Annotated in this window: 19 protein-coding genes; 8 read left to right on the top strand and 11 right to left on the bottom strand. The window is 54.9% G+C overall.

Annotated elements, in window-relative coordinates; translation table 11 throughout:
- Positions 1–32 precede the first annotated feature (32 nt).
- Positions 33–1,466 (bottom strand): 6-phospho-beta-glucosidase, encoded by a 1,434-nt coding sequence (locus FN037_RS15645; RefSeq protein WP_142502653.1) that lies wholly within the window; start codon positions 1,464–1,466, stop codon positions 33–35.
- 120 nt (positions 1,467–1,586) lie between these two features.
- Positions 1,587–2,315 (bottom strand): MurR/RpiR family transcriptional regulator, encoded by a 729-nt coding sequence (locus FN037_RS15640; protein WP_138360841.1) that lies wholly within the window; start codon positions 2,313–2,315, stop codon positions 1,587–1,589.
- Positions 2,316–2,364: 49 nt separating this feature from the next.
- Here FN037_RS15640 and yqfB point away from each other — a divergent pair, with 49 nt between their 5' ends.
- Both yqfB and trhA read left to right on the top strand, forming a co-directional pair.
- The gene (gene yqfB / locus FN037_RS15635) at positions 2,365–2,676 is read left to right on the top strand and encodes a N(4)-acetylcytidine aminohydrolase (RefSeq protein ID WP_138360781.1); all 312 of its coding nucleotides are present in this window, start codon (positions 2,365–2,367) and stop codon (positions 2,674–2,676) included.
- A gap of 162 nt (positions 2,677–2,838) precedes the next feature.
- Positions 2,839–3,492, top strand: coding sequence for a PAQR family membrane homeostasis protein TrhA (gene trhA, locus FN037_RS15630; protein WP_138360780.1), 654 nt, complete (start codon positions 2,839–2,841; stop codon positions 3,490–3,492).
- 73 nt (positions 3,493–3,565) lie between these two features.
- On the opposite strand, the gene dagF is transcribed toward trhA, so the two are convergent.
- The 8 genes from dagF to ygfZ form a co-directional block, all read right to left on the bottom strand.
- The gene (gene dagF, locus FN037_RS15625; protein ID WP_142502652.1) at positions 3,566–4,309 is read right to left on the bottom strand and encodes a 2-dehydro-3-deoxy-phosphogluconate aldolase; all 744 of its coding nucleotides are present in this window, start codon (positions 4,307–4,309) and stop codon (positions 3,566–3,568) included.
- Positions 4,296–5,405, bottom strand: a complete 1,110-nt coding sequence (gene dgaE, locus FN037_RS15620) for a D-glucosaminate-6-phosphate ammonia lyase (RefSeq protein ID WP_142502651.1) — start codon at positions 5,403–5,405, stop codon at positions 4,296–4,298. Before dgaE ends, dagF begins: the two co-directional genes overlap by 14 nt.
- A 3-nt stretch (positions 5,406–5,408) precedes the next feature.
- On the bottom strand, positions 5,409–6,269 hold the full coding sequence (locus FN037_RS15615) for a PTS system mannose/fructose/sorbose family transporter subunit IID (protein WP_185929276.1): 861 nt from the start codon (positions 6,267–6,269) through the stop codon (positions 5,409–5,411).
- The gene (locus FN037_RS15610) at positions 6,266–7,015 is read right to left on the bottom strand and encodes a PTS sugar transporter subunit IIC (protein WP_142502650.1); all 750 of its coding nucleotides are present in this window, start codon (positions 7,013–7,015) and stop codon (positions 6,266–6,268) included. The genes FN037_RS15615 and FN037_RS15610 overlap by 4 nt, the downstream gene beginning before the upstream one ends.
- A gap of 25 nt (positions 7,016–7,040) precedes the next feature.
- Positions 7,041–7,526: a PTS system mannose/fructose/N-acetylgalactosamine-transporter subunit IIB gene (locus tag FN037_RS15605; RefSeq protein ID WP_012135808.1), complete on the bottom strand. Its 486-nt coding sequence runs from the start codon at positions 7,524–7,526 to the stop codon at positions 7,041–7,043.
- Between the two features lie 11 nt (positions 7,527–7,537).
- The gene (locus FN037_RS15600; RefSeq protein WP_142502649.1) at positions 7,538–7,963 is read right to left on the bottom strand and encodes a PTS sugar transporter subunit IIA; all 426 of its coding nucleotides are present in this window, start codon (positions 7,961–7,963) and stop codon (positions 7,538–7,540) included.
- Between the two features lie 213 nt (positions 7,964–8,176).
- The gene (gene dagR / locus FN037_RS15595; RefSeq protein ID WP_142502648.1) at positions 8,177–10,975 is read right to left on the bottom strand and encodes a transcriptional regulator DagR; all 2,799 of its coding nucleotides are present in this window, start codon (positions 10,973–10,975) and stop codon (positions 8,177–8,179) included.
- A 227-nt stretch (positions 10,976–11,202) separates the two neighbouring features.
- Entirely contained in the window at positions 11,203–12,186 is a 984-nt protein-coding gene (gene ygfZ / locus FN037_RS15590; protein ID WP_142502647.1) for a tRNA-modifying protein YgfZ, read from the bottom strand.
- Positions 12,187–12,488: 302 nt separating this feature from the next.
- Here ygfZ and sdhE point away from each other — a divergent pair, with 302 nt between their 5' ends.
- Positions 12,489–12,755 carry an FAD assembly factor SdhE gene (sdhE, locus tag FN037_RS15585; RefSeq protein ID WP_138360778.1) on the top strand — a complete coding sequence of 89 codons (267 nt, stop codon included), beginning with the start codon at positions 12,489–12,491 and terminating at the stop codon, positions 12,753–12,755.
- Positions 12,736–13,146 (top strand): protein YgfX, encoded by a 411-nt coding sequence (locus FN037_RS15580; protein WP_138360777.1) that lies wholly within the window; start codon positions 12,736–12,738, stop codon positions 13,144–13,146. The genes sdhE and FN037_RS15580 overlap by 20 nt, the downstream gene beginning before the upstream one ends.
- 210 nt (positions 13,147–13,356) lie before the next feature.
- Here FN037_RS15580 and fldB read toward each other — a convergent pair whose 3' ends face one another.
- Complete coding sequence (gene fldB, locus FN037_RS15575) at positions 13,357–13,878, bottom strand: flavodoxin FldB (protein WP_138360776.1); 522 nt, start codon at positions 13,876–13,878, stop codon at positions 13,357–13,359.
- Positions 13,879–13,998: 120 nt separating this feature from the next.
- On the opposite strand from fldB, the gene xerD reads away from it, so the two are divergent.
- The 4 genes from xerD to prfB all read left to right on the top strand — a co-directional run bounded on the left by xerD (position 13,999) and on the right by prfB (position 18,553).
- On the top strand, positions 13,999–14,895 hold the full coding sequence (xerD, locus tag FN037_RS15570; protein WP_138360775.1) for a site-specific tyrosine recombinase XerD: 897 nt from the start codon (positions 13,999–14,001) through the stop codon (positions 14,893–14,895).
- Between the two features lie 21 nt (positions 14,896–14,916).
- Entirely contained in the window at positions 14,917–15,630 is a 714-nt protein-coding gene (gene dsbC, locus FN037_RS15565) for a bifunctional protein-disulfide isomerase/oxidoreductase DsbC (protein WP_138360774.1), read from the top strand.
- 5 nt (positions 15,631–15,635) lie between these two features.
- Complete coding sequence (gene recJ / locus FN037_RS15560; RefSeq protein ID WP_142502646.1) at positions 15,636–17,369, top strand: single-stranded-DNA-specific exonuclease RecJ; 1,734 nt, start codon at positions 15,636–15,638, stop codon at positions 17,367–17,369.
- An 85-nt stretch (positions 17,370–17,454) separates the two neighbouring features.
- Positions 17,455–18,553 (top strand): peptide chain release factor 2 gene (gene prfB / locus FN037_RS15555; protein ID WP_138360772.1). Its coding sequence is split into 2 segments (ribosomal slippage): positions 17,455–17,529 and positions 17,531–18,553, totalling 1,098 coding nucleotides; the frame shifts between segments, so codons are not numbered across the junction.
- The last annotated feature ends 3 nt before the right edge of the window (positions 18,554–18,556 follow it).

The following is an 18,556-nucleotide window of genomic DNA, read 5'->3' as shown; positions in this document are numbered from 1 at the left end:
TTGCAAGCGTAGCGCCGCCCGGCGTGGCTGAGTTAGAGCGTTTCGCCGTTGCTGGCGATAACCTCTTTATACCAGGTAAAACTTTTCTTCCGCGAGCGTGACATATCGCCGCTGCCGTCGTCATGCTTGTTGACGTAGATAAAGCCGTAGCGCTTGCTGTATTGCCCGGTGGTGAATGAAACGCAGTCGATGCAGCCCCACGGCGTATAGCCCATCAGATCCACGCCATCATAGGTCACCGCTTTGATCATCTCTTTAACGTGCGCGCGCAGATAGTCGATACGGTAATCGTCGTTGATGCTGCCGTCTTCTTCCACTTTGTCGTAGGCGCCAAAGCCATTTTCGACGATAAACAGCGGCTTCTGATAGCGTTCATACAGCTCGCACAGGGAATAACGCAGGCCGACCGGGTCAATCTGCCAGCCCCAGTCGGAGGCTTTGACGTGCGGATTCGGCACGCTGCCCTCGAAGCCGGAAATGGCATCGCCGCTACCGCCTTCTGCTTTTACCGCGTTAGTCATGTAGTAGCTGAAGCCAAGATAATCGCAGGTGCCTTCACGCAGGATCTCCGCGTCGCCAGCGTCCATGCTGATGTTAAAGCCGCGACGTTCCCATTCGTTCAGCACATAAGACGGGTAGTAGCCGCGTAACTGAACGTCGGTAAACACATAGCGCTCACGCATGGATTCCTGCGCGAACATGACATCTTCCGGATTACAGGAAAAGGGATAGAGCGCAACCATCGCCAGCATACAGCCGACCTTCATCTCCGGGTTGATGCGGCGTGCCGCCTTCACCGCCAGCGCGCTGGCGACGAACTGGTGATGCAGCACCTGATACATGGTTTCTTCCGGGTTTTCATGTTCGGTATACACCACGCCGGAACAGCAGTAGCCAAACAGCGGCGCGCGCCAGTTGCGCTGGTTGTTGATCTCGTTGAAGGTCATCCAGTATTTGACTTTGTGCTTGTAGCGCTCAAATACCACCTCCGCGAAGTGGACGAAGAAATCCACTACTTTACGGTTGGTCCAGCCGCCGTATTGCTGTACCAGATGCAGCGGCATTTCAAAGTGGGAGAGGGTGATGACCGGTTCGATGTTGTATCTGAGCAACTCATCGAACATATCATCGTAGAATTTCAGCCCTTCTTCGTTCGGCTGCGTCTCGTCACCCTGCGGGAAAATGCGGGTCCAGGCGATGGAGGTGCGAAAGCATTTAAAACCCATCTCGGCGAACAGCTTAATATCGTCTTTATAGTGACCGTAAAAATCGACCGCTTCATGGTTTGGATAATATTTACCCGCTACGACTTGTTGGGTGATTTCACGCGGTACGCCATGCGCCCCGCCCGTCAGCACGTCGCAGATGCTTGGCCCTTTTCCGCCTTTGTTCCAGCCGCCTTCAACCTGATGAGCGGCAACGGCGCCGCCCCATAAGAAATCTTTTGCTAAGGTGAGTTTTTTCATTGTTGCTCAATCTCAAATTAATACAATCTGGTTTGAGTCTAACAAAGAGAATATAAATGTCACGATATAACAATTTACCCGGCGTGGGATTTGTTACATCGAAAAAACATCCTGTTATTTTCAGATGAGTTTGCGCGCTAATTTACGTCCCAGCGTTTCAAGAATATAAATCACCGGGATCTGCGTGGTAATATCATAACCGCCAGCAATACGCGTTTGCGGCACATGCCAGGAGAGATTGAAATCGGCCAGCTTTGCCAGCCGCGAGTGTTCGTGGCTGGTGATGGACATCACCTTGCAGCGATGCAGGCTGAACTGGCTGGCGAAGCGCAGGATCTCTTCGGTTTCACCGGAGACGGACAGCACAATTGCCAGCGCATGACGCGCCATATCACTGGTAACCGGAAAATAAGGATCGTCGATATGATTACTGAATTTTCCGACGTTAGAGAAAAAGCGTGCGCCATATTTTGCCAGCGCACCGGAGGTTCCGGCGCCGACGAAAATAATTCTCTCGGAAGCGAGAATAATATCGACCGCCTGGGCGAGTAGCTGGTCAAATTCATCGTTATTCACGCTTTTAAAAAAGCTTATTATTTCGCTGGCGCCAAAATTGGCCTGTTGCGGCTCATCCTGCTCTAAATATAATTTAAAGCGTACGCGAAACTCCGAGTAACCTTCGCACTGTAGCTTGCGGCAGAAGCGCAGGACGGTAGTCGTCGAGACCCCGGCGGCTTCCGCCAGTTCGCGGATGGTCATGTACATCACTTTGTCGCGATTTTTAATGACGTAGTGATAGACCATCATCTCAAGATTATTGAGACTGGCGATAGCGGCGTGGGAGAAGATACTCACAGGGCAAACTCACAATTCATAATGACCAGGACGGAATGATATCATGCAGCCAAATGACATCACTTTTTTTCAGCGTTTTCAGGAGGACATCCTCGCCGGGCGCAAGACCATTACCATCCGCGATGCGTCTGAATCGCACTTTAAAGCGGGCGATATTCTGCGCGTTGGCCGCTATGAAGATGATGGCTATTTCTGCGCCATTCGCGTACTGGCGACATCAACGGTGACTCTGGATACTCTGAGTGAATTGCAGGCTCAGCAGGAAAATATGACGCTGCCGCAGCTGAAAAAGGTAATTGCAGAGATCTATCCGCATGAAAAGCAGTTTTATGTGATTGAATTTGAAAAGCTTTAATTAAAAAAGCGAACGACTGTTAGTTGAAATTTATCTGTAACTTTATGATTTTATATTATTAATAAATATTCACCTTTTTATTTTAGCTAACAGGTGTTCACTGGAATCATTCTCAGTTAACCTAAGTGAGCATTGAAAGCGTACTTGTTTTCGGAGTCAACTATGGTTCGCAGACCATTAATCACCCAGGGATATTCTCTGGCAGAGGAAATTGCCAACAGCGTCAGTCATGGGGTCGGCCTGGTATTTGGCATTGTCGGTCTGGTGTTGTTGCTGGTTCAGGCGGTAGATGCGAATGCCAGTGCTACAGCCATTACCAGCTACAGCCTGTACGGCGGCAGTATGATTTTGCTGTTTCTTGCCTCCACGCTCTATCACGCGATTCCGCATCAGCGGGCCAAGCTCTGGCTGAAAAAGTTCGACCACTGCGCTATCTACCTGCTGATCGCCGGAACCTATACGCCATTCCTGCTGGTAGGGCTAAATTCGCCGCTATCCCGCGGGCTGATGATAGTGATCTGGAGTCTGGCGCTGCTGGGGATCTTGTTTAAGCTGACAATTGCGCATCGTTTCAAGATCCTCTCTTTGGTGACCTATCTGACAATGGGCTGGCTGTCGCTGATCGTCGTCTATCAACTGGCGATTAAACTCTCGGTGGGCGGTGTGACGCTGCTGGCGGTTGGCGGCGTGGTCTATTCGCTGGGCGTGATTTTCTACGTCTGCAAGCGCATTCCGTACAATCATGCGATCTGGCACGGCTTTGTGCTGGGCGGCAGCGTATGCCATTTCCTGGCGATTTATTTGTACGTGGGGTAGGTTTCAACCAAATCAGCTTTTGTAATTGCCCCGGCAAGCGCTGTGGATGCCGGGACTGAGTTGATGTTTTAACTCATACCATAGCTTTCACGATCTCCATTAACCTGACGATATCTTCAGGCCGGGTGTTTCCGGTTTGCGGATCGATAATCGAGCTGTAAACATGCGGCATCACGCGTGGCACGCCCGCCTCCAGACAGGTTTGCAAAATAACGCCGAAATTTTCCAGGGAAATGCCGCCAGTCGGTTCGATCAGCGTCATCCCGTTGCGGGCTGCGCTGGTTGCCAGCACATACAGCTCCGGTAACGACGTCTCGCCGCCCATCGGGAAAAACTTCGCCGCGTGCGCCCTCATATCCTGCATCATGCGTACCGCTGCATCGCAGGAAACACGGGCCGGCGTCCCCTGGCTGCTGCGAACGCCAGTGGAGATAAGCACCTCGCCCGCCGTGCCTGTCGGGCTGACCAGCGCGTTGATATGCGTTTTTTCGCCGCCCGTTGCCGCCAGCGCGCCAGCGGCAAAACCACATCCGGTAAAGGTCTGGTTGACGTGCGCCGGGTGTACCTTTGCAGCAATCATCGCCGCTTTATAGTATTGCGCCGGATCGCCCGCTCCCAGCCCCACGGAGATGCACGGCACCTCCGCCATCCAGCGCTTTACCTCCTGAACACCGTCTTCCACTGAGGCAAACTGTGCGGAGAGGACGCCGATCGCCGCATGGCCTTCGGCAGCATCATAGATTTCCCTGGCATTGGCGATATCTTTCGCCAGTACGTTAATCGCCACACGATTACGATAAAAATTAATCTGCTGCATGGTCGGCAATCTCCTTCAGTCGCGCCACGATTAACGCCATTTCCCCTTCTGCGACCGTTCGCGGGTCGAGGCTGAAAACGCCCTGGTGGAGGTTATAGCGACGGGCATAAATGGCGATATCGCCACCGCGCAGCTGAGCTTCGACTTCGCGGGCATCCCGCCCCAGTTCACGGGCATTCACCCGAATACGAATACGCCAGATCGCGCGCCCGGCCTCATCCTGCTCGATATCCGCACTCAACCCACGAATCGCTGAAATGGCATCGGCTACCGGCTGAAGCTGCTCGGCGGTGACTATCGTCTGCCCCTGGTGATAATTCTCCAGCGCATACACCAGCCCGACCATATTCTCCTTACCGATCTTCATCGCTCTGGCGATGCCGTGATGCTGCGCTTTGCAGGCGGCGATCCACGTTCTCTTGCCGGTGATAAATCCAGAGGTTGGCGCATTGAAGGCTTTCGCGCCGCTGTAGACAACCATATCCGCGCCGCTCGCCACCCAGACGTGCAAATCTTCCTCGGCAGCGGCATCAACAATTAACGGCAGGTTGTGGATCTGCGCCACTTGGACGAAGTCCTCAATGCCCAACATCCCCTTCTGCACGCAGTGATGTGATTTCACATACAGCAGGGCGGCGGTGTCATCGGTAATCGCACTCTCCAGTTGCCAGCGCGCGGCCAGGTTGCTCGACCCTACTTCCACTACGCGCCCGCCTCCCAGACGGATCGCACTGGTGATCGGCGCGCCGTAATCCACATTATGCCCCCGCAACATCACCACTTCATTGGCCATACCGGTACTGTCCGGCATCTGCGTGACCCGGGCCCGATCGCCACGGGTAATGGCGGCGGCAACGGCAATCGCAATTCCCGCCGAGGCGCATGAGGTGACATAACTGTCTTCCGCACCGGTATAGCGGGAGACCTGCTCACCGGTTTTTTCCACCAGCCTGTCGATCTCGACAAAAGCGGAGGCCGCACGCGCCGTGGCGTGCATCACCTCCGGCGCGACGCTGGAGACGCCAAGAATCGTCATCTTGCCGCAGGCGTTAATCACCTGCTTCAGCCCCAGCTGTTGATAGATATTCTGTGTCATGGCTTACAACACTCCCAGCAGCGAGCAGACCACGCTAAGCGCCACAATCGACAGCAGAATGGTGGTGTAACGCGGCCCCTTCTTCACCAGAAAGATATAGATGGCAAACACTGCCGCTAGCGGCAGCAGGCCTGGCGCGATGGAGTCGAGGATCTGCTGAACCACCACTTCAGAACCTTTCAGGGCGCTGATTTTCAGCGGGGTGGTGATCTTGACGTAGCTCGCCGACAGCGCCCCCATCATGATCAGCCCCAGCACGTTAGCGCCGTAGATCAGTTCCTTGATTCGCCCCCCTTGTAACAGCCCGACGATGGAATCACGTCCCAGCGTATAGCCTTTGTGAATCAGGCCGTAGCTGATCGCCAGCGTAATGGCCGGATAGAGAATCAGCGGCGCAATCCCCCCGAATGCGCTGCCACTGGCGGCGAACGGAATAAAAATCGCAATCAACAGCGGCATCACCGCCGCCCAGACGATGGAATCGCCCATTCCGGCCAGCGGCCCCATCAGGCCGGTTTTAATCCCGGTAATGGAGGCGTCGCTGATCGGTTCGCCACGCGTTTTCTGCTCTTCCATGGCGATGGAGATGCCCTGGATCACCGCGCCAAAGGTCTGTTCTGAGTTAAAGAAGTTCAGATGACGCTTCAGCGCTTCTACCTGTTCCTCTTTTTGCGGGTAGAGTTTTTTGATGATCGGCGTCATCGAGGCGCAGAAAATCAGGCTCTGTAAACGTTCATAGGAGTTGGAAACCTCCGCGCCCAGCCAGTAGATAAACCATGCTTTGGTGATGTCCGCTTTGGTCAGCGCTCCGGTTTCCCGCGCACGCTCAACCAGTTCATGTTGCATTACGTCGCTGCTCATCATGCTGCTCCTTCATTTTTCGCCAGGCCTTTAATCAGGAAGGCCACACAGGTGCCGAAGATTGCCATCGCCATGATGTCGACCTTGAGGTACAGCACCGCGAAGAATCCACCGATAAACCACGGCAGCAGACTCTTTTTGCCGATCACCATAATGGTGATGGCGAAGCCCAGCGCCGGGAGAATCCCGCCCATGATTTCAAAGGAGTGGGTCAGCCAGTGCGGCATCAGCTTGAGGAAGCTTTCCACTACGTCCTGGCCGAAATAGTTGGCGGCGAACACCACCGGGAAACGCAGTGCCAGACCGAGTAACGCCGGGTAAAGGAAAGCACAGCGCATAATGCCCGCCATGTTTGCCGTTTCCGCGTGTTTGTCGGCCATATGTACCCAGGCGGCGTTCAGCGTACGGCGTAGCTGGTCGAGGAATACGCCGATCACGCCAAACGGAATCGCCAGCGCAATCGCCAGGTTGGGGTCCATTCCGGCTTTAACCGCAATGGGGATCGAGATACAGGCCGCCAGCGCCGGATCTGACGGCACGTTGCCGCCCGGCGTCGAGGTCACGCCCAGATAGACGAGCTGCATACCCGCCCCGATAATCATCGCCGTCTGCATATTCCCGAGCAGCAGCCCCACAAAGACCGCGACAACCACCGGCTGAAGTAGCATGGCGGAGAAGGTGTAGCCAAGGCGTAATCGGGCAAACCAGTAATACAACCCCATCAGGCTTGCAAAGACTAAAGTATCCATAGTTATTTACCCTGTTATCAAAGGATTAGAATTTTTTCAGGATATCGTCCAGCGACTGTGGTTTATCTTCCGGGATCGTCTGGAAGAACACCTGAATCCCACGACTCTTCAGGTCGTTAAGAATGCCAACGTCTTTTTCATCGAGCGTAATGTTCTGGAAAACCGCTTTGCGGTTTGGCCCGCCGCCTAAGCCCCCAACCTGAATAGTGGTGACATCAAATCCCTGCTGCACGGCCTGTTGAATGGCCACCAGAGACGGGAACAACACCAGCACATTGCCATCACCGAGTTGGTTTTCTTTCCACGATGCCGCAAAGCTCTGGTTGCTGTAGCAATCCACTTTGATGTTTGGCGGCGCGGCCATCAGGTAGATGTTTTTCATAAACGGATCGGCGTCCAGCTCGTCACTGACCACGGCAATCCGGTTCGCCTGAGATTGTCCGACCCACTTCGTCACCACCTGCCCATGAATCAGACGGCTGTCGATACGACATAACACGATGTTTGCCATAATGATTTTCCTTATTGTGATTGTTGTAATTGACGAACGTGGGCGACGACATCCAGACAACTGCTGCGCCCGGCTTCCACCAGACCGCTCACGCAGGCGGTAAGCAGGCCGTGTTCCCGCCGGTCCAGCGCCTCCAGCAGCAGCGAGGCGTTCAGCCCGGAAACCACCGCCACCGGATAATCCGCACTCAGTCGTGCCGCCACGTTGGAGGTCGTGCCGCCAACAAAATCGGTCAGAATAAGTGAGCCTTCCGGCATGGTTTTCACCACGGCTTCGACACGTTGATAAAACTCGCCCAGCGTATCCACGGGCATGAGCGCAATTTCTGTTACGCCTTTAATTTCCCCCATCACCATGCGAAGGCTGTTGCAGAGCTGTTGTCCCCAGCCGCCATGCGTCAGCAGCAGGATCTGGGGCAAGGATTCAGTGGTAGTCAAAATGGCCTCCTGGCTCGATTACATGAGACTGGCAATGCCCGATAGCGCCATCCGGCACACATTGCCCGGTGGCGCTACGCTTACCGGGCCTACGAATAGCAAACACCATCCGGCAAAACTCATCAGAGTAAGAGCAAAGGCTGTGCCAGGATTTGTGTCACGCGAGGGGAGAAGAGAGGTCTGGCGAGGCGCAGCGCCACGCCAGATAAGGGATCAGCTATAGAGTAATTCGTAGATATAAAAATATTCCGCGTCCGATAAACGGATGGCATAAGCCTCTTCAATCGGCAGGAAAGCCGATTTGATGACACTAAACGCGCGGGCATCCAGATCCGGTTTGTTTTCCAGCGCCATCTGTAACGGTTTTCGGTTAATCACGATACGCTCGACCATGCAGCAGCAGTGGATCAGGAAGCGCAGTGTCACCTGGCGGCTTGGTTTCAGCGAAAGCGCGGTAGTCAGATGGTTAAGCACCCCTTCCATTTCTTTCAGAATGCGCTGCGGGTTAAGCACTGAAATATGGTTGATGATGCTCTCCATCGTTAGCGCGCTGATAAAGCGCATTGCGCTGCGTTCCATTTCCAAGCGGCGTTCAGCGCTGGTGAGGTCAGGCGTTAACAGGCTCAACACCAGTTCCGGCCCCTGCTCAGAGAACAATTCCTCCAGCGAAATGAACGGAATATCCGGCAGCCCCGGCTGGAAGGTGCCAACAATACCCGCCAGTCGTTCACTGGCATGCAGCGACTGCTGGACGCGCTCCAGGCTGCGAACATCGTTGTAATCGAGGATCACCATCCGCGTGTCCTGCGACATCAACTCGCCAAAACTCTCCTCCAGCACCTTTTTGATTTTTTCCGCTGTGCCCATGCCGGTAATACAGGAGATAACCAGCACTTTGCCGCCGTTTTCCTGCTGTGGCGTACAAAGCTGACAGGGGATGCTTTTACCCTGCATTAACGCCGCCAACTGCGGCAGGTCGCTGGTTTCATAGCTTAAATCCAGCCCTACCTCCAGCAGACTGGTCAGGGTTATATTTGGCATCAGCAGAACGTCAATCTGGAATAATTTGCTGATCGTACTGCCAAAATGTACCAGCGAGCCGATGTCCACCATCAGGATCAGCCGCTGATAACGTCGGGTCTGAATCATCTGGGTCAGAGTTTCCAGCGTGTCATGCACCGACTGCTCAAACGGCATATCAATAGCACTGAACAACTCGCGCTCCAGCACCCGATTCACATACTGCGCCATGCTTGTGGCCGTTGTTGCACCGTGAGCAATCAGGATCACCCCGCAGTCCGGGCTGGCGTCGATACGCTGACGATAATGACGACACTCTTTGAGGAACAGACACAGCCAGACCACTTCCGTCGCCGGACACTGAATATGCAGCAATTCATTGATTTTTCGGCACAACAATGTGGCGTTGTCGTACTCATCTTTGCAGCGATCGAGGATCAGGCTGGAAGAATAAAGCTGCGGGATCAGGCCACGCTGAACGTAGCCAATTAGCGCCAGAAAATGTTTACGCAGCGGATTTACCAGGTTCTCCGGCAGCGTAAACGTAAGCACCTGCTCCACGCAGCCAATAAGCAGCGTCACACGTTCCTCAATCTGGTCGCCATAACGCGGCGGATGCGCAATATTGTCGCGACTGTAGAGACCATATTCAAAAATCGAGCTGAGCTTATTTTTCAGGATCGCCAGCGTTTCCGCCGGAGGCACGTTACTGTTGCGCAGATTGACGTATTCGCGGGTCAGGAAGCTGTAAAAGAGATCGCTCTCTTCAATCTCGGCGCCCGTCGCCAGCGACGTTTTCAAGGCAGGCAACGTGCGCGCGTCAACGTTCAAGCGCTCTTTGCCATCAAACAGCGTGTCCACCAGCAGACGTTGCTCCGGCGTGGCGTTAAACGGCATTTCCGCCAGCCGTTTATCCAGTTGCAGCGTATCGTTATGCTCCGTCATCCCCGACGCCCACGCCTGAGCGCAGAGGAACTGGATATCACTCTTGAGCTGGCCGATGTTGCCTTCCAGCGGCTTATTCAGCAGCCAGAGCAGTAGCGTCTTGTCGATACTCACCGTGCGCTCAATTTTGCGACTTTCACGTTGCAGAAAGCCGACAATCAGCTCCACCTGTTCTTCGATTGAACGCTGGCGAATGCCCGGCAGATCGATACAGACCTGAATACGCCGCTGAAAAGTACGCAACAACGCCGAACTTACCGGCTCTGTCGTCGCGCAAATCAGACGTACCGATATCGAACGCGCCTTGCTGCTTGCCCCCAGCGGACGGTATTCACCTTTATCGAGAATGGAGAATAGCTTTTCCTGCCCTTCATACGGCAGACGGTGTACCTCATCCAGCAACAGATAGCCGCCGTCCGCCTGCTCCACCAGGCCAGGTTTATTCTCGCTCGCTCCGGTAAACGCCCCCTGTCGATGACCGAACAGGTGCGAAGAAAGCAGTTCCGGGTTATGGGCATATTCCGCACAGTTAAAATAGACCAGCGGCGGCAGGGAGCCTGCGGCGTGCTCGCAGGCAAAGCGGTGCATCAGTTCAGCAAAGAAGGTTTTGCCAACGCCGGAAGGTCCGGTCAGCAACACATGCAACCCGTGGGGGTAAAGCACTGCGGCACGGCCTTTTTCTACTGCATCGCGCAGGCTGCGATCGTAGCCAATCAGACCGGTAAAGGGATCGTCGATTGTGTGCCCTTCCTGACGCGGCAACAGATCGGCAATCGTACGTACTTCACGTTCGGCGTCATCCAGCTTACGCCCCAGCAGCGTCTCCAGCGCCTGACGGTGCAGGAAAAACACCGGGCGGCCCCGGCTTTTAATCGCCAGACCATCATTGCAGAGTTGATTGAGATCTTTACTGACCGAGTTGCGCGCCAGCCCGAGGTTAAAGCCAATGGCTTCCGCCGTAAATGCCGTCTCCTGCGCCAGATCGGCAAGATTCAGCCCGCGCGTCAGCCGTTCGAGTTCCCTCAGTATTACCTCAATCCGTCTCATCTCTTTACCGCTTAAGAAATAAATGATTGTTCAGAACATACACTATTCTGCTACATAAGAAAGTGGCGTTATGCTGGAGATGATAGATAGGTAGCAGGACCAACAGGATGATGCCGCCAAAGGGAATGACTCTGGCGGCGAAGCGTTTTTCTGCTCCAGTGATGTGGACGGTCTGAGCGTTGTCTCCTGGACAGGTGCGTGTGTCAGTTTTATCCGGAAGCGGTAGCTTAACGCTCTTCCAGCGAATATGGCAGCGGCATGATGCTCAGGCTACCGGTGTCATCACGTACGCGGAAGACGCTGTCGGGCTCCATATCGTTATTCATCACCACTTGCACCAGCAGATGACCATCGTCTAACTGCACCGCGGCTAAAACGGTGCCGGTACGACGCCAGTTTTCACCCATTTTTAGCTCCAGGTCTTCCCCGGCTTCCGGTACGCGGCTGGCTTTCCCCGCCAGAGACCACAGGGCGCGCTTGTTGGCGCCCCGGAATTTAGCACGGGCAACCATTTCCTGACCGGTATAGCAGCCTTTCTTAAAACTGATACCGCCCAGCGCCTGTAGGTTGGTGGCTTGCGGAATAAACTGCGCGCTGTTGGCGCTATCAATAACCGGCAGACCGGCTTCAATATTCAGCGCCAGCCACTGCTGGCTGTTATTAAGCTGGGCTTCACCGCGCAGAGCGTTGGTGATGCGGGTAGCGGTTTCCACATCGGTCACCAGCAGGAAACGTTCAGCCGGATGCGCAAACCACAGCAGGCTAGTGGCGCCTTCGCTGACAACCTGTTTTTCGGCATGAGGCAATTCGCCAAACAGCGGCGCCAGCGCGGCGCGCGCCTGGAAACCGGCGACGCCTAACAGCACGAGGTCATCATTGGCGGCGATCGTCACTTTAGAAAATACTGCGTATTTTTTTAGCTCGGTCAGTTGCGCTTCACGCAGGCTGCGGCGTTCAATCCACGCAAACCCCTCGTTACGGCGGAAAACGCGCAGGTTGCTCCACATCTTGCCTTTGGCGTCACAATGCGCGGCAAGCAGATGCTGCTCGTCGGTCAGGTGACTGACGTCGGCAGTAATCTGCCCCTGCAGATATTTCTCGCCATCCGGGCCGGTAATCGTCGCCAGCGCCCAGTCATCCAGCGTCATCAGCGTTAACGGCAGACGAGCGGAAGAGGAGGGCTGACGCGGAGGAAAAGGTGTAAAAGCCATAGTCATATCCTGAATAGCTTAACGCAGAGTGTGCGACTAATGGTAAAAGAGCTATTGCGCAATGCAAGCGCTTTCGCCAGGCCACGAGTGCCCTTAAACGCCAGAGCGAAGGCAAGGGAGAAGAATAAATATCCCCACAAGTCGGCATGGCACCGGGCGCGTTAATCGTGGGGGAGGCATTCAGCAAAACCCGGGTATTTTTAGGGATTTCATGGAATAGCGTTCGCGAATCTTGATATTCCAGTGAAGTCGATAGCGAAAACGCGTTAAACTAAGCAATATCTCTGTGCAGGAATGACAACATGGACATTAACAATAAAGCTCGTATCCACTGGGCATGCCGTCGGGGTATGCGTGAACTTGATATTTCCATCATGCCGTTTTTCGAGCATGAGTACGATTCGTTGAGCAATGGCGACAAACAGTTGTTTATCCGCCTGCTGGAAAACGACGATCCGGATTTATTCAACTGGTTAATGAATCATGGTGAGCCGGCTGATGCAGAACTGCAACGGATGGTAAAATTAATTCAGACACGGAATCGGGAACGTGGTCCTGTGGCAATCTGATTTACGCATCTCATGGCGAGCGCAGTGGTTCTCACTGTTGCTGCATGGCATCGTGGCGGCGCTGGTGCTGCTGATGCCCTGGCCGCTAAGTTATACCCCACTCTGGCTGATACTCTTGTCGCTGGTGGTGTTTGACTGCGTGCGTAGCCAGCGGCGGATCCACGCCCGACAGGGTGAAATAAAGCTGCTGATTGACTCTCGCTTACGCTGGCAAAAAACGGAGTGGGCGATTATCGGCACGCCGTGGGTGATCAGCAGCGGAATGTTGCTGCGGCTGCGGCATATGGAAGACCACCGGACGCAAAATTTGTGGGTTGCGGCGGATAGCATGGATGCGGGAGAGTGGCGCGATTTGTGTCGGCTGGTGTTACAGAAACCCACGCAAGATTAAGCGACTGGCCCATCAGAACTATTTTACTTGCTATTTTGCACCAGGGCAGTGCCCGGCAACATACCAACCTATTTTGAACACTCTTCCGGGCGGCCCGGAGAGCGAACGTCGCGAGTCAGTCCTTATAGACTCCATCTGCGTTTCGGTTGTTGTACGCTGTTGAGGCTGGCTGTGACAACAACGTCGGGTAGGCCTGGCCTGTGCGCGGACTCAGGCAAACTGCTCGGCCATTTCGCCGAGAATTTGCTCGCACCAGCTCTGAATACGTTCATCGCTCAGGTCGTACTGGTTCGTTTCGTCGAGCGCCAGGCCAACGAACAGTTGACCATCGGCGATAACCGGTTTGGCGCTGGTGAATTCATAGCCCTCGGTTGGCCAGTAGCCGATAAACGTCACGCCTCTGGTCGCCAGCTTGTCGTGCAGCATACCGAGCGCATCAAGGAACCATTCGCCGTAGCCTAACTGGTCGCCCATACCGTACAACGCCACAATCTTACCCTGCAGATCCAGGGTATCGAGCTGCGACCAGACAGCCTCCCAGTCTTCCTGGATCTCGCCAAAATCCCAGGTCGGAATGCCGAGGATCAGCACATCATATTGCGTCATCAGGGCAGGGGAGTCATCTTTCAGGTTGTGTAGCGTCACCAGTTCAGGGCCGATGATATCGCGGATTTTTTCTGCCGCCATTTCCGTATAGCAGGTGCTGGAACCGTAAAAAAGACCTATGTTCATCGCGAAAACGTCTCAATTCTTGCTGTGACTTTGGCGTAGTGTACCAGAAAGGTCGCGCCAGCCTGCAACTCGAATTATTTAGGGTATAATGACGCCGTTTTAATAAGCAAAGAGGCCGGAGTGGAACAGGATCTCGGACAAATCGAGCAGTTTCTTGATGCTTTATGGCTGGAGCGTAATCTGGCGGAAAACACGCTAAGCGCCTATCGTCGGGACCTGACGATGGTGGTCGAATGGTTGCACCACCGCGGGCTGTCGCTTGCCAGCGTTAGCGGCGAAGATCTCCAGTCGCTGCTGGCGGAGCGGCAAACCGGCGGCTATAAAGCCACCAGCACCGCGCGCTTGCTAAGCGCCGTGCGCCGTTTCTTCCAGCACCTTTATCGGGAAAAAATCCGCCCGGACGATCCCAGCGCGCGGCTGGCATCGCCAAAGTTGCCGCAGAGGCTGCCGAAGGATCTGAGCGAGGCTCAGGTTGAGCGTCTGTTACAGGCACCTCTGGTTGAACAACCGCTTGAGCTGCGCGATAAAGCAATGCTGGAAGTGCTGTACGCCACCGGTCTGCGCGTGTCAGAGCTGGTTGGCCTGACCATGAGCGACATTAGCCTGCGTCAGGGCGTGTTGCGCGTGATCGGGAAAGGTAATAAAGAACGACTGGTGCCGTTAGGCGAAGAAGCGATACTGTGGGTTGAGAATTACCTTGAGTACGGGCGTCCCTGGCTGCTGAACGGCGCGGCATCCGATGTGCTTTTCCCGAGTCAGCGCGCGCAGCAGATGACGCGACAGACGTTCTGGCATCGAATTAAGCACTATGCCGTACTGGCGGGGATTGACAGCGAAAAGCTCTCTCCGCACGTGTTGCGCCATGCTTTTGCTACGCATTTGCTTAATCATGGCGCCGACTTACGCGTGGTGCAGATGCTGTTAGGACACAGCGATCTCTCCACGACGCAGATCTATACCCATGTGGCGACCGAGCGTCTGCGACAACTTCATCAACAGCATCACCCGCGTGCGTGAGTGCTGAAAAAAGGACTGAGTATGAAAAAAGGTTTACTGATGTTCACCCTACTGGCAACCACTTTGTCCGGCGCGGCACATGCCGATAGCGCGGCGATTAAACAGCTGTTGACCAGACTGGGGGTTCAGAGTTCGGACGTTCAACCTTCTCCGATCAAGGGTATCAGCACTGTGTTAACGGAAAGCGGCGTGCTGTATGTTACGGATGATGGTAAGCACATTATCCAGGGGCCGATGTATGACGTTAGCGGCGCGCAGCCGGTGAACGTCACTAATACGCTGTTGGCGAGTAAGCTGAAGGCGCTGGAAAAAGAGATGATTGTTTATAAAGCGCCGCAGGAAAAGCAGGTTATTACCGTTTTCACTGATATTACCTGCGGCTACTGCCATAAACTGCATGAACAGATGCGCGATTACAACGCATTGGGCATTACGGTGCGCTATCTCGCTTTCCCTCGACAAGGCCTGCAAAGCGAAGCCGAGCAGAATATGAAGGCTATCTGGTGTGCGAAAGATCGTAACAAAGCGCTGGATAATGCGATGAGCGGCAAAAGTGTTGAGCCCGCGAGCTGCGATATTGATATCGCTAAACACTACACGCTCGGCGTGCAGTTTGGCGTTAACGGTACTCCGGCGATGGTGCTGAGTGACGGCACGCTTATGCCAGGCTATCGGGATCCTAAGGATCTGAAAGCACTCCTTGATGAGTATCAAAAACAAACGAGCGGTAACTGATACGCGTGAAACAACAGATACAACTACGCCGCCGTGAGGCGGTTGATGGCGTCGATTTACCTGCCAGTCTCCCGCCTCTGCTGCAACGCTTGTACGCCAGTCGCGGCGTGCGATGTGCGCAGGAGCTGGAGCGCGGCGTGAAAGGCATGCTGCCGTGGTCACAGCTGAGCGGGGTCGAAAAAGCGGTTGAGATGCTCTATGGCGCATTTAAACAGGCGCTGCACATTGTGGTGGTCGGCGATTTTGACGCCGACGGCGCCACCAGCACCGCGCTAAGCATACTGGCTCTGCGGTCGATGGGCTACGGTAATGTTTCCTATCTGGTGCCTAACCGCTTTGAAGATGGTTATGGCCTAAGCCCGGAGGTGGTCGCTCAGGCTCACGCTCGCGGTGCGCAGATGATTATGACCGTTGATAACGGTATTTCATCCCATACGGGCGTCGAATATGCTCACTTGCTGGGTATTCCGGTGCTGGTGACCGATCACCACCTGCCGGGAGATACGTTACCCCCGGCGGAAGCCATTATTAACCCTAACCTGATCGACTGCGAATTCCCGTCGAAATCGCTGGCCGGGGTTGGCGTCGCTTTTTACCTGATGCTGGCGTTGCGCACTTTTTTGCGTGATAAAGGCTGGTTTGACGAGCACCGCATTGCGCCGCCGAATCTGGCGGATCTGCTCGACCTGGTCGCGCTCGGTACCGTGGCCGATGTGGTGCCGCTGGATGCCAATAATCGCATCCTGACCTGGCAGGGGCTGAGCCGTATCCGGGCGGGGAAATGCCGCCCTGGCATCAAGGCGTTGCTGGAAATTTCTAATCGCGATCCGCAAAAGCTGGCGGCCAGCGATCTGGGCTTTGCTCTCGGACCGCGTCTGAACGCGGCGGGGCGGCTGGACGATATGTCCGTCGGTGTCGCATTGTTGCTATGCGACAACATCGGCGAAGCACGGATGCTGGCTAATGAACTTGATGCGTTAAACCAGACGCGCAAAGAGATAGAGCAGGGCATGCAGGCGGAAGCGCTGGCCTTGTGCGAGACGCTGGAGCACGGCAGTGAGGCGCTGCCTGGCGGGCTGGCGATGTATCATCCGCAGTGGCACCAGGGCGTGGTCGGCATTCTGGCTTCGCGCATTAAAGAGCGCTTTCACCGTCCGGTTATCGCTTTTGCGCCTACCGGGGACGGAACGTTAAAAGGGTCCGGTCGGTCGATCCCGGGGCTGCATATGCGTGATGCGCTGGAACGCCTGGATACGCTCTACCCTGGTATGATCCTGAAGTTTGGCGGTCATGCTATGGCGGCGGGACTGTCGCTGGAAGAGGTGCGTTTTGCCGAATTTCAGCAACGGTTTGGCGAGCTGGTGACTGAGTGGCTCGATCCCGCGCTTTTGCAGGGGGAAGTCGTCTCCGACGGCCCGCTGGCGGCGGCGGAGATGAGCATGGAAGTCGCGCAAATGTTACGTGATGCCGGTCCCTGGGGGCAGATGTTCCCGGAGCCGCTGTTTGACGGGCGCTTTCGCCTGTTGCAACAGCGGCTGGTGGGCGAACGTCATCTGAAAGTGATGGTTGAGCCTGTTGGCGGCGGCCCGCTGCTGGACGGTATCGCGTTCAATGTTGATACTTCCATCTGGCCGGATAACGGCGTGCGCGAAGTGCAGCTTGCCTATAAGCTTGATATCAACGAGTTCCGCGGCAACCGTAGCCTGCAGCTGATTATCGACCACCTCTGGCCAAATTGACAACAGTATATTAATAAGAGCGCGAATCCGGTAGAATTCCGCTCTTATCACCGCATTTTGACGAATCCATTAAAAGAAACCGATCATGTTTGAAATAAATCCGGTAAAAAACCGCATTCAGGACCTTACGGAGCGCTCGGACGTTCTTAGGGGGTATCTTTGACTATGATGCCAAGAAAGAGCGTCTCGAAGAAGTAAACGCCGAGCTGGAGCAGCCGGACGTCTGGAATGAACCCGAGCGCGCCCAGGCGCTGGGTAAAGAGCGCTCCTCGCTGGAAGCCATCGTTGATACGCTGGATCAAATGTCTCAGGGGCTGGAAGATGTCTCTGGCCTGCTGGAGCTGGCCGTTGAAGCCGACGACGAAGAGACCTTTAACGAAGCCGTCGCTGAGCTTGACGGACTGGAAGAGAAGCTGGCGCAGCTGGAGTTCCGCCGTATGTTCTCCGGTGAATATGACAGCGCCGATTGCTACCTTGATATCCAGGCAGGTTCCGGCGGAACCGAAGCGCAGGACTGGGCCAGCATGCTGATGCGTATGTATCTGCGCTGGGCGGAAGCGCGCGGCTTTAAGACTGAGATTATCGAAGAGTCCGAAGGCGAAGTGGCGGGCATTAAGTCCGTGACCATCAAGATTATCGGTGACTACGCCTACGGCTGGCTGCGTACCGAAACCGGCGTTCATCGTCTGGTGCGTAAGAGCCCGTTCGATTCCGGCGGCCGACGCCACACCTCTTTCAGCTCCGCGTTCGTTTACCCGGAAGTGGATGACGATATTGATATCGAAATTAATCCGGCGGATCTGCGCATTGACGTTTACCGCGCGTCCGGCGCGGGCGGTCAGCACGTTAACCGGACGGAATCCGCGGTGCGTATCACCCATATCCCGACTGGCTTAGTGACTCAGTGTCAGAACGACCGTTCACAGCACAAGAACAAAGACCAGGCCATGAAGCAGATGAAAGCGAAGCTTTATGAGCTGGAGATGCAGAAGAAAAATGCTGAGAAGCAGGCGATGGAAGATACTAAATCCGACATCGGCTGGGGTAGCCAGATCCGCTCTTATGTGCTGGATGACTCCCGCATTAAAGATCTGCGTACCGGGGTGGAAACCCGTAACACTCAGGCGGTGCTGGACGGCAGCCTGGATCAATTTATCGAAGCAAGTTTGAAAGCAGGGCTATGAGGA

The sequence above is a fragment of the Klebsiella sp. 2680 genome, from assembly GCF_900198535.1.
GTDB lineage: Bacteria > Pseudomonadota > Gammaproteobacteria > Enterobacterales > Enterobacteriaceae > Klebsiella > Klebsiella indica.
Note: the sequence above shows the minus strand (reverse complement) of the source record. Positions and strands in the feature narration are given on the sequence as shown.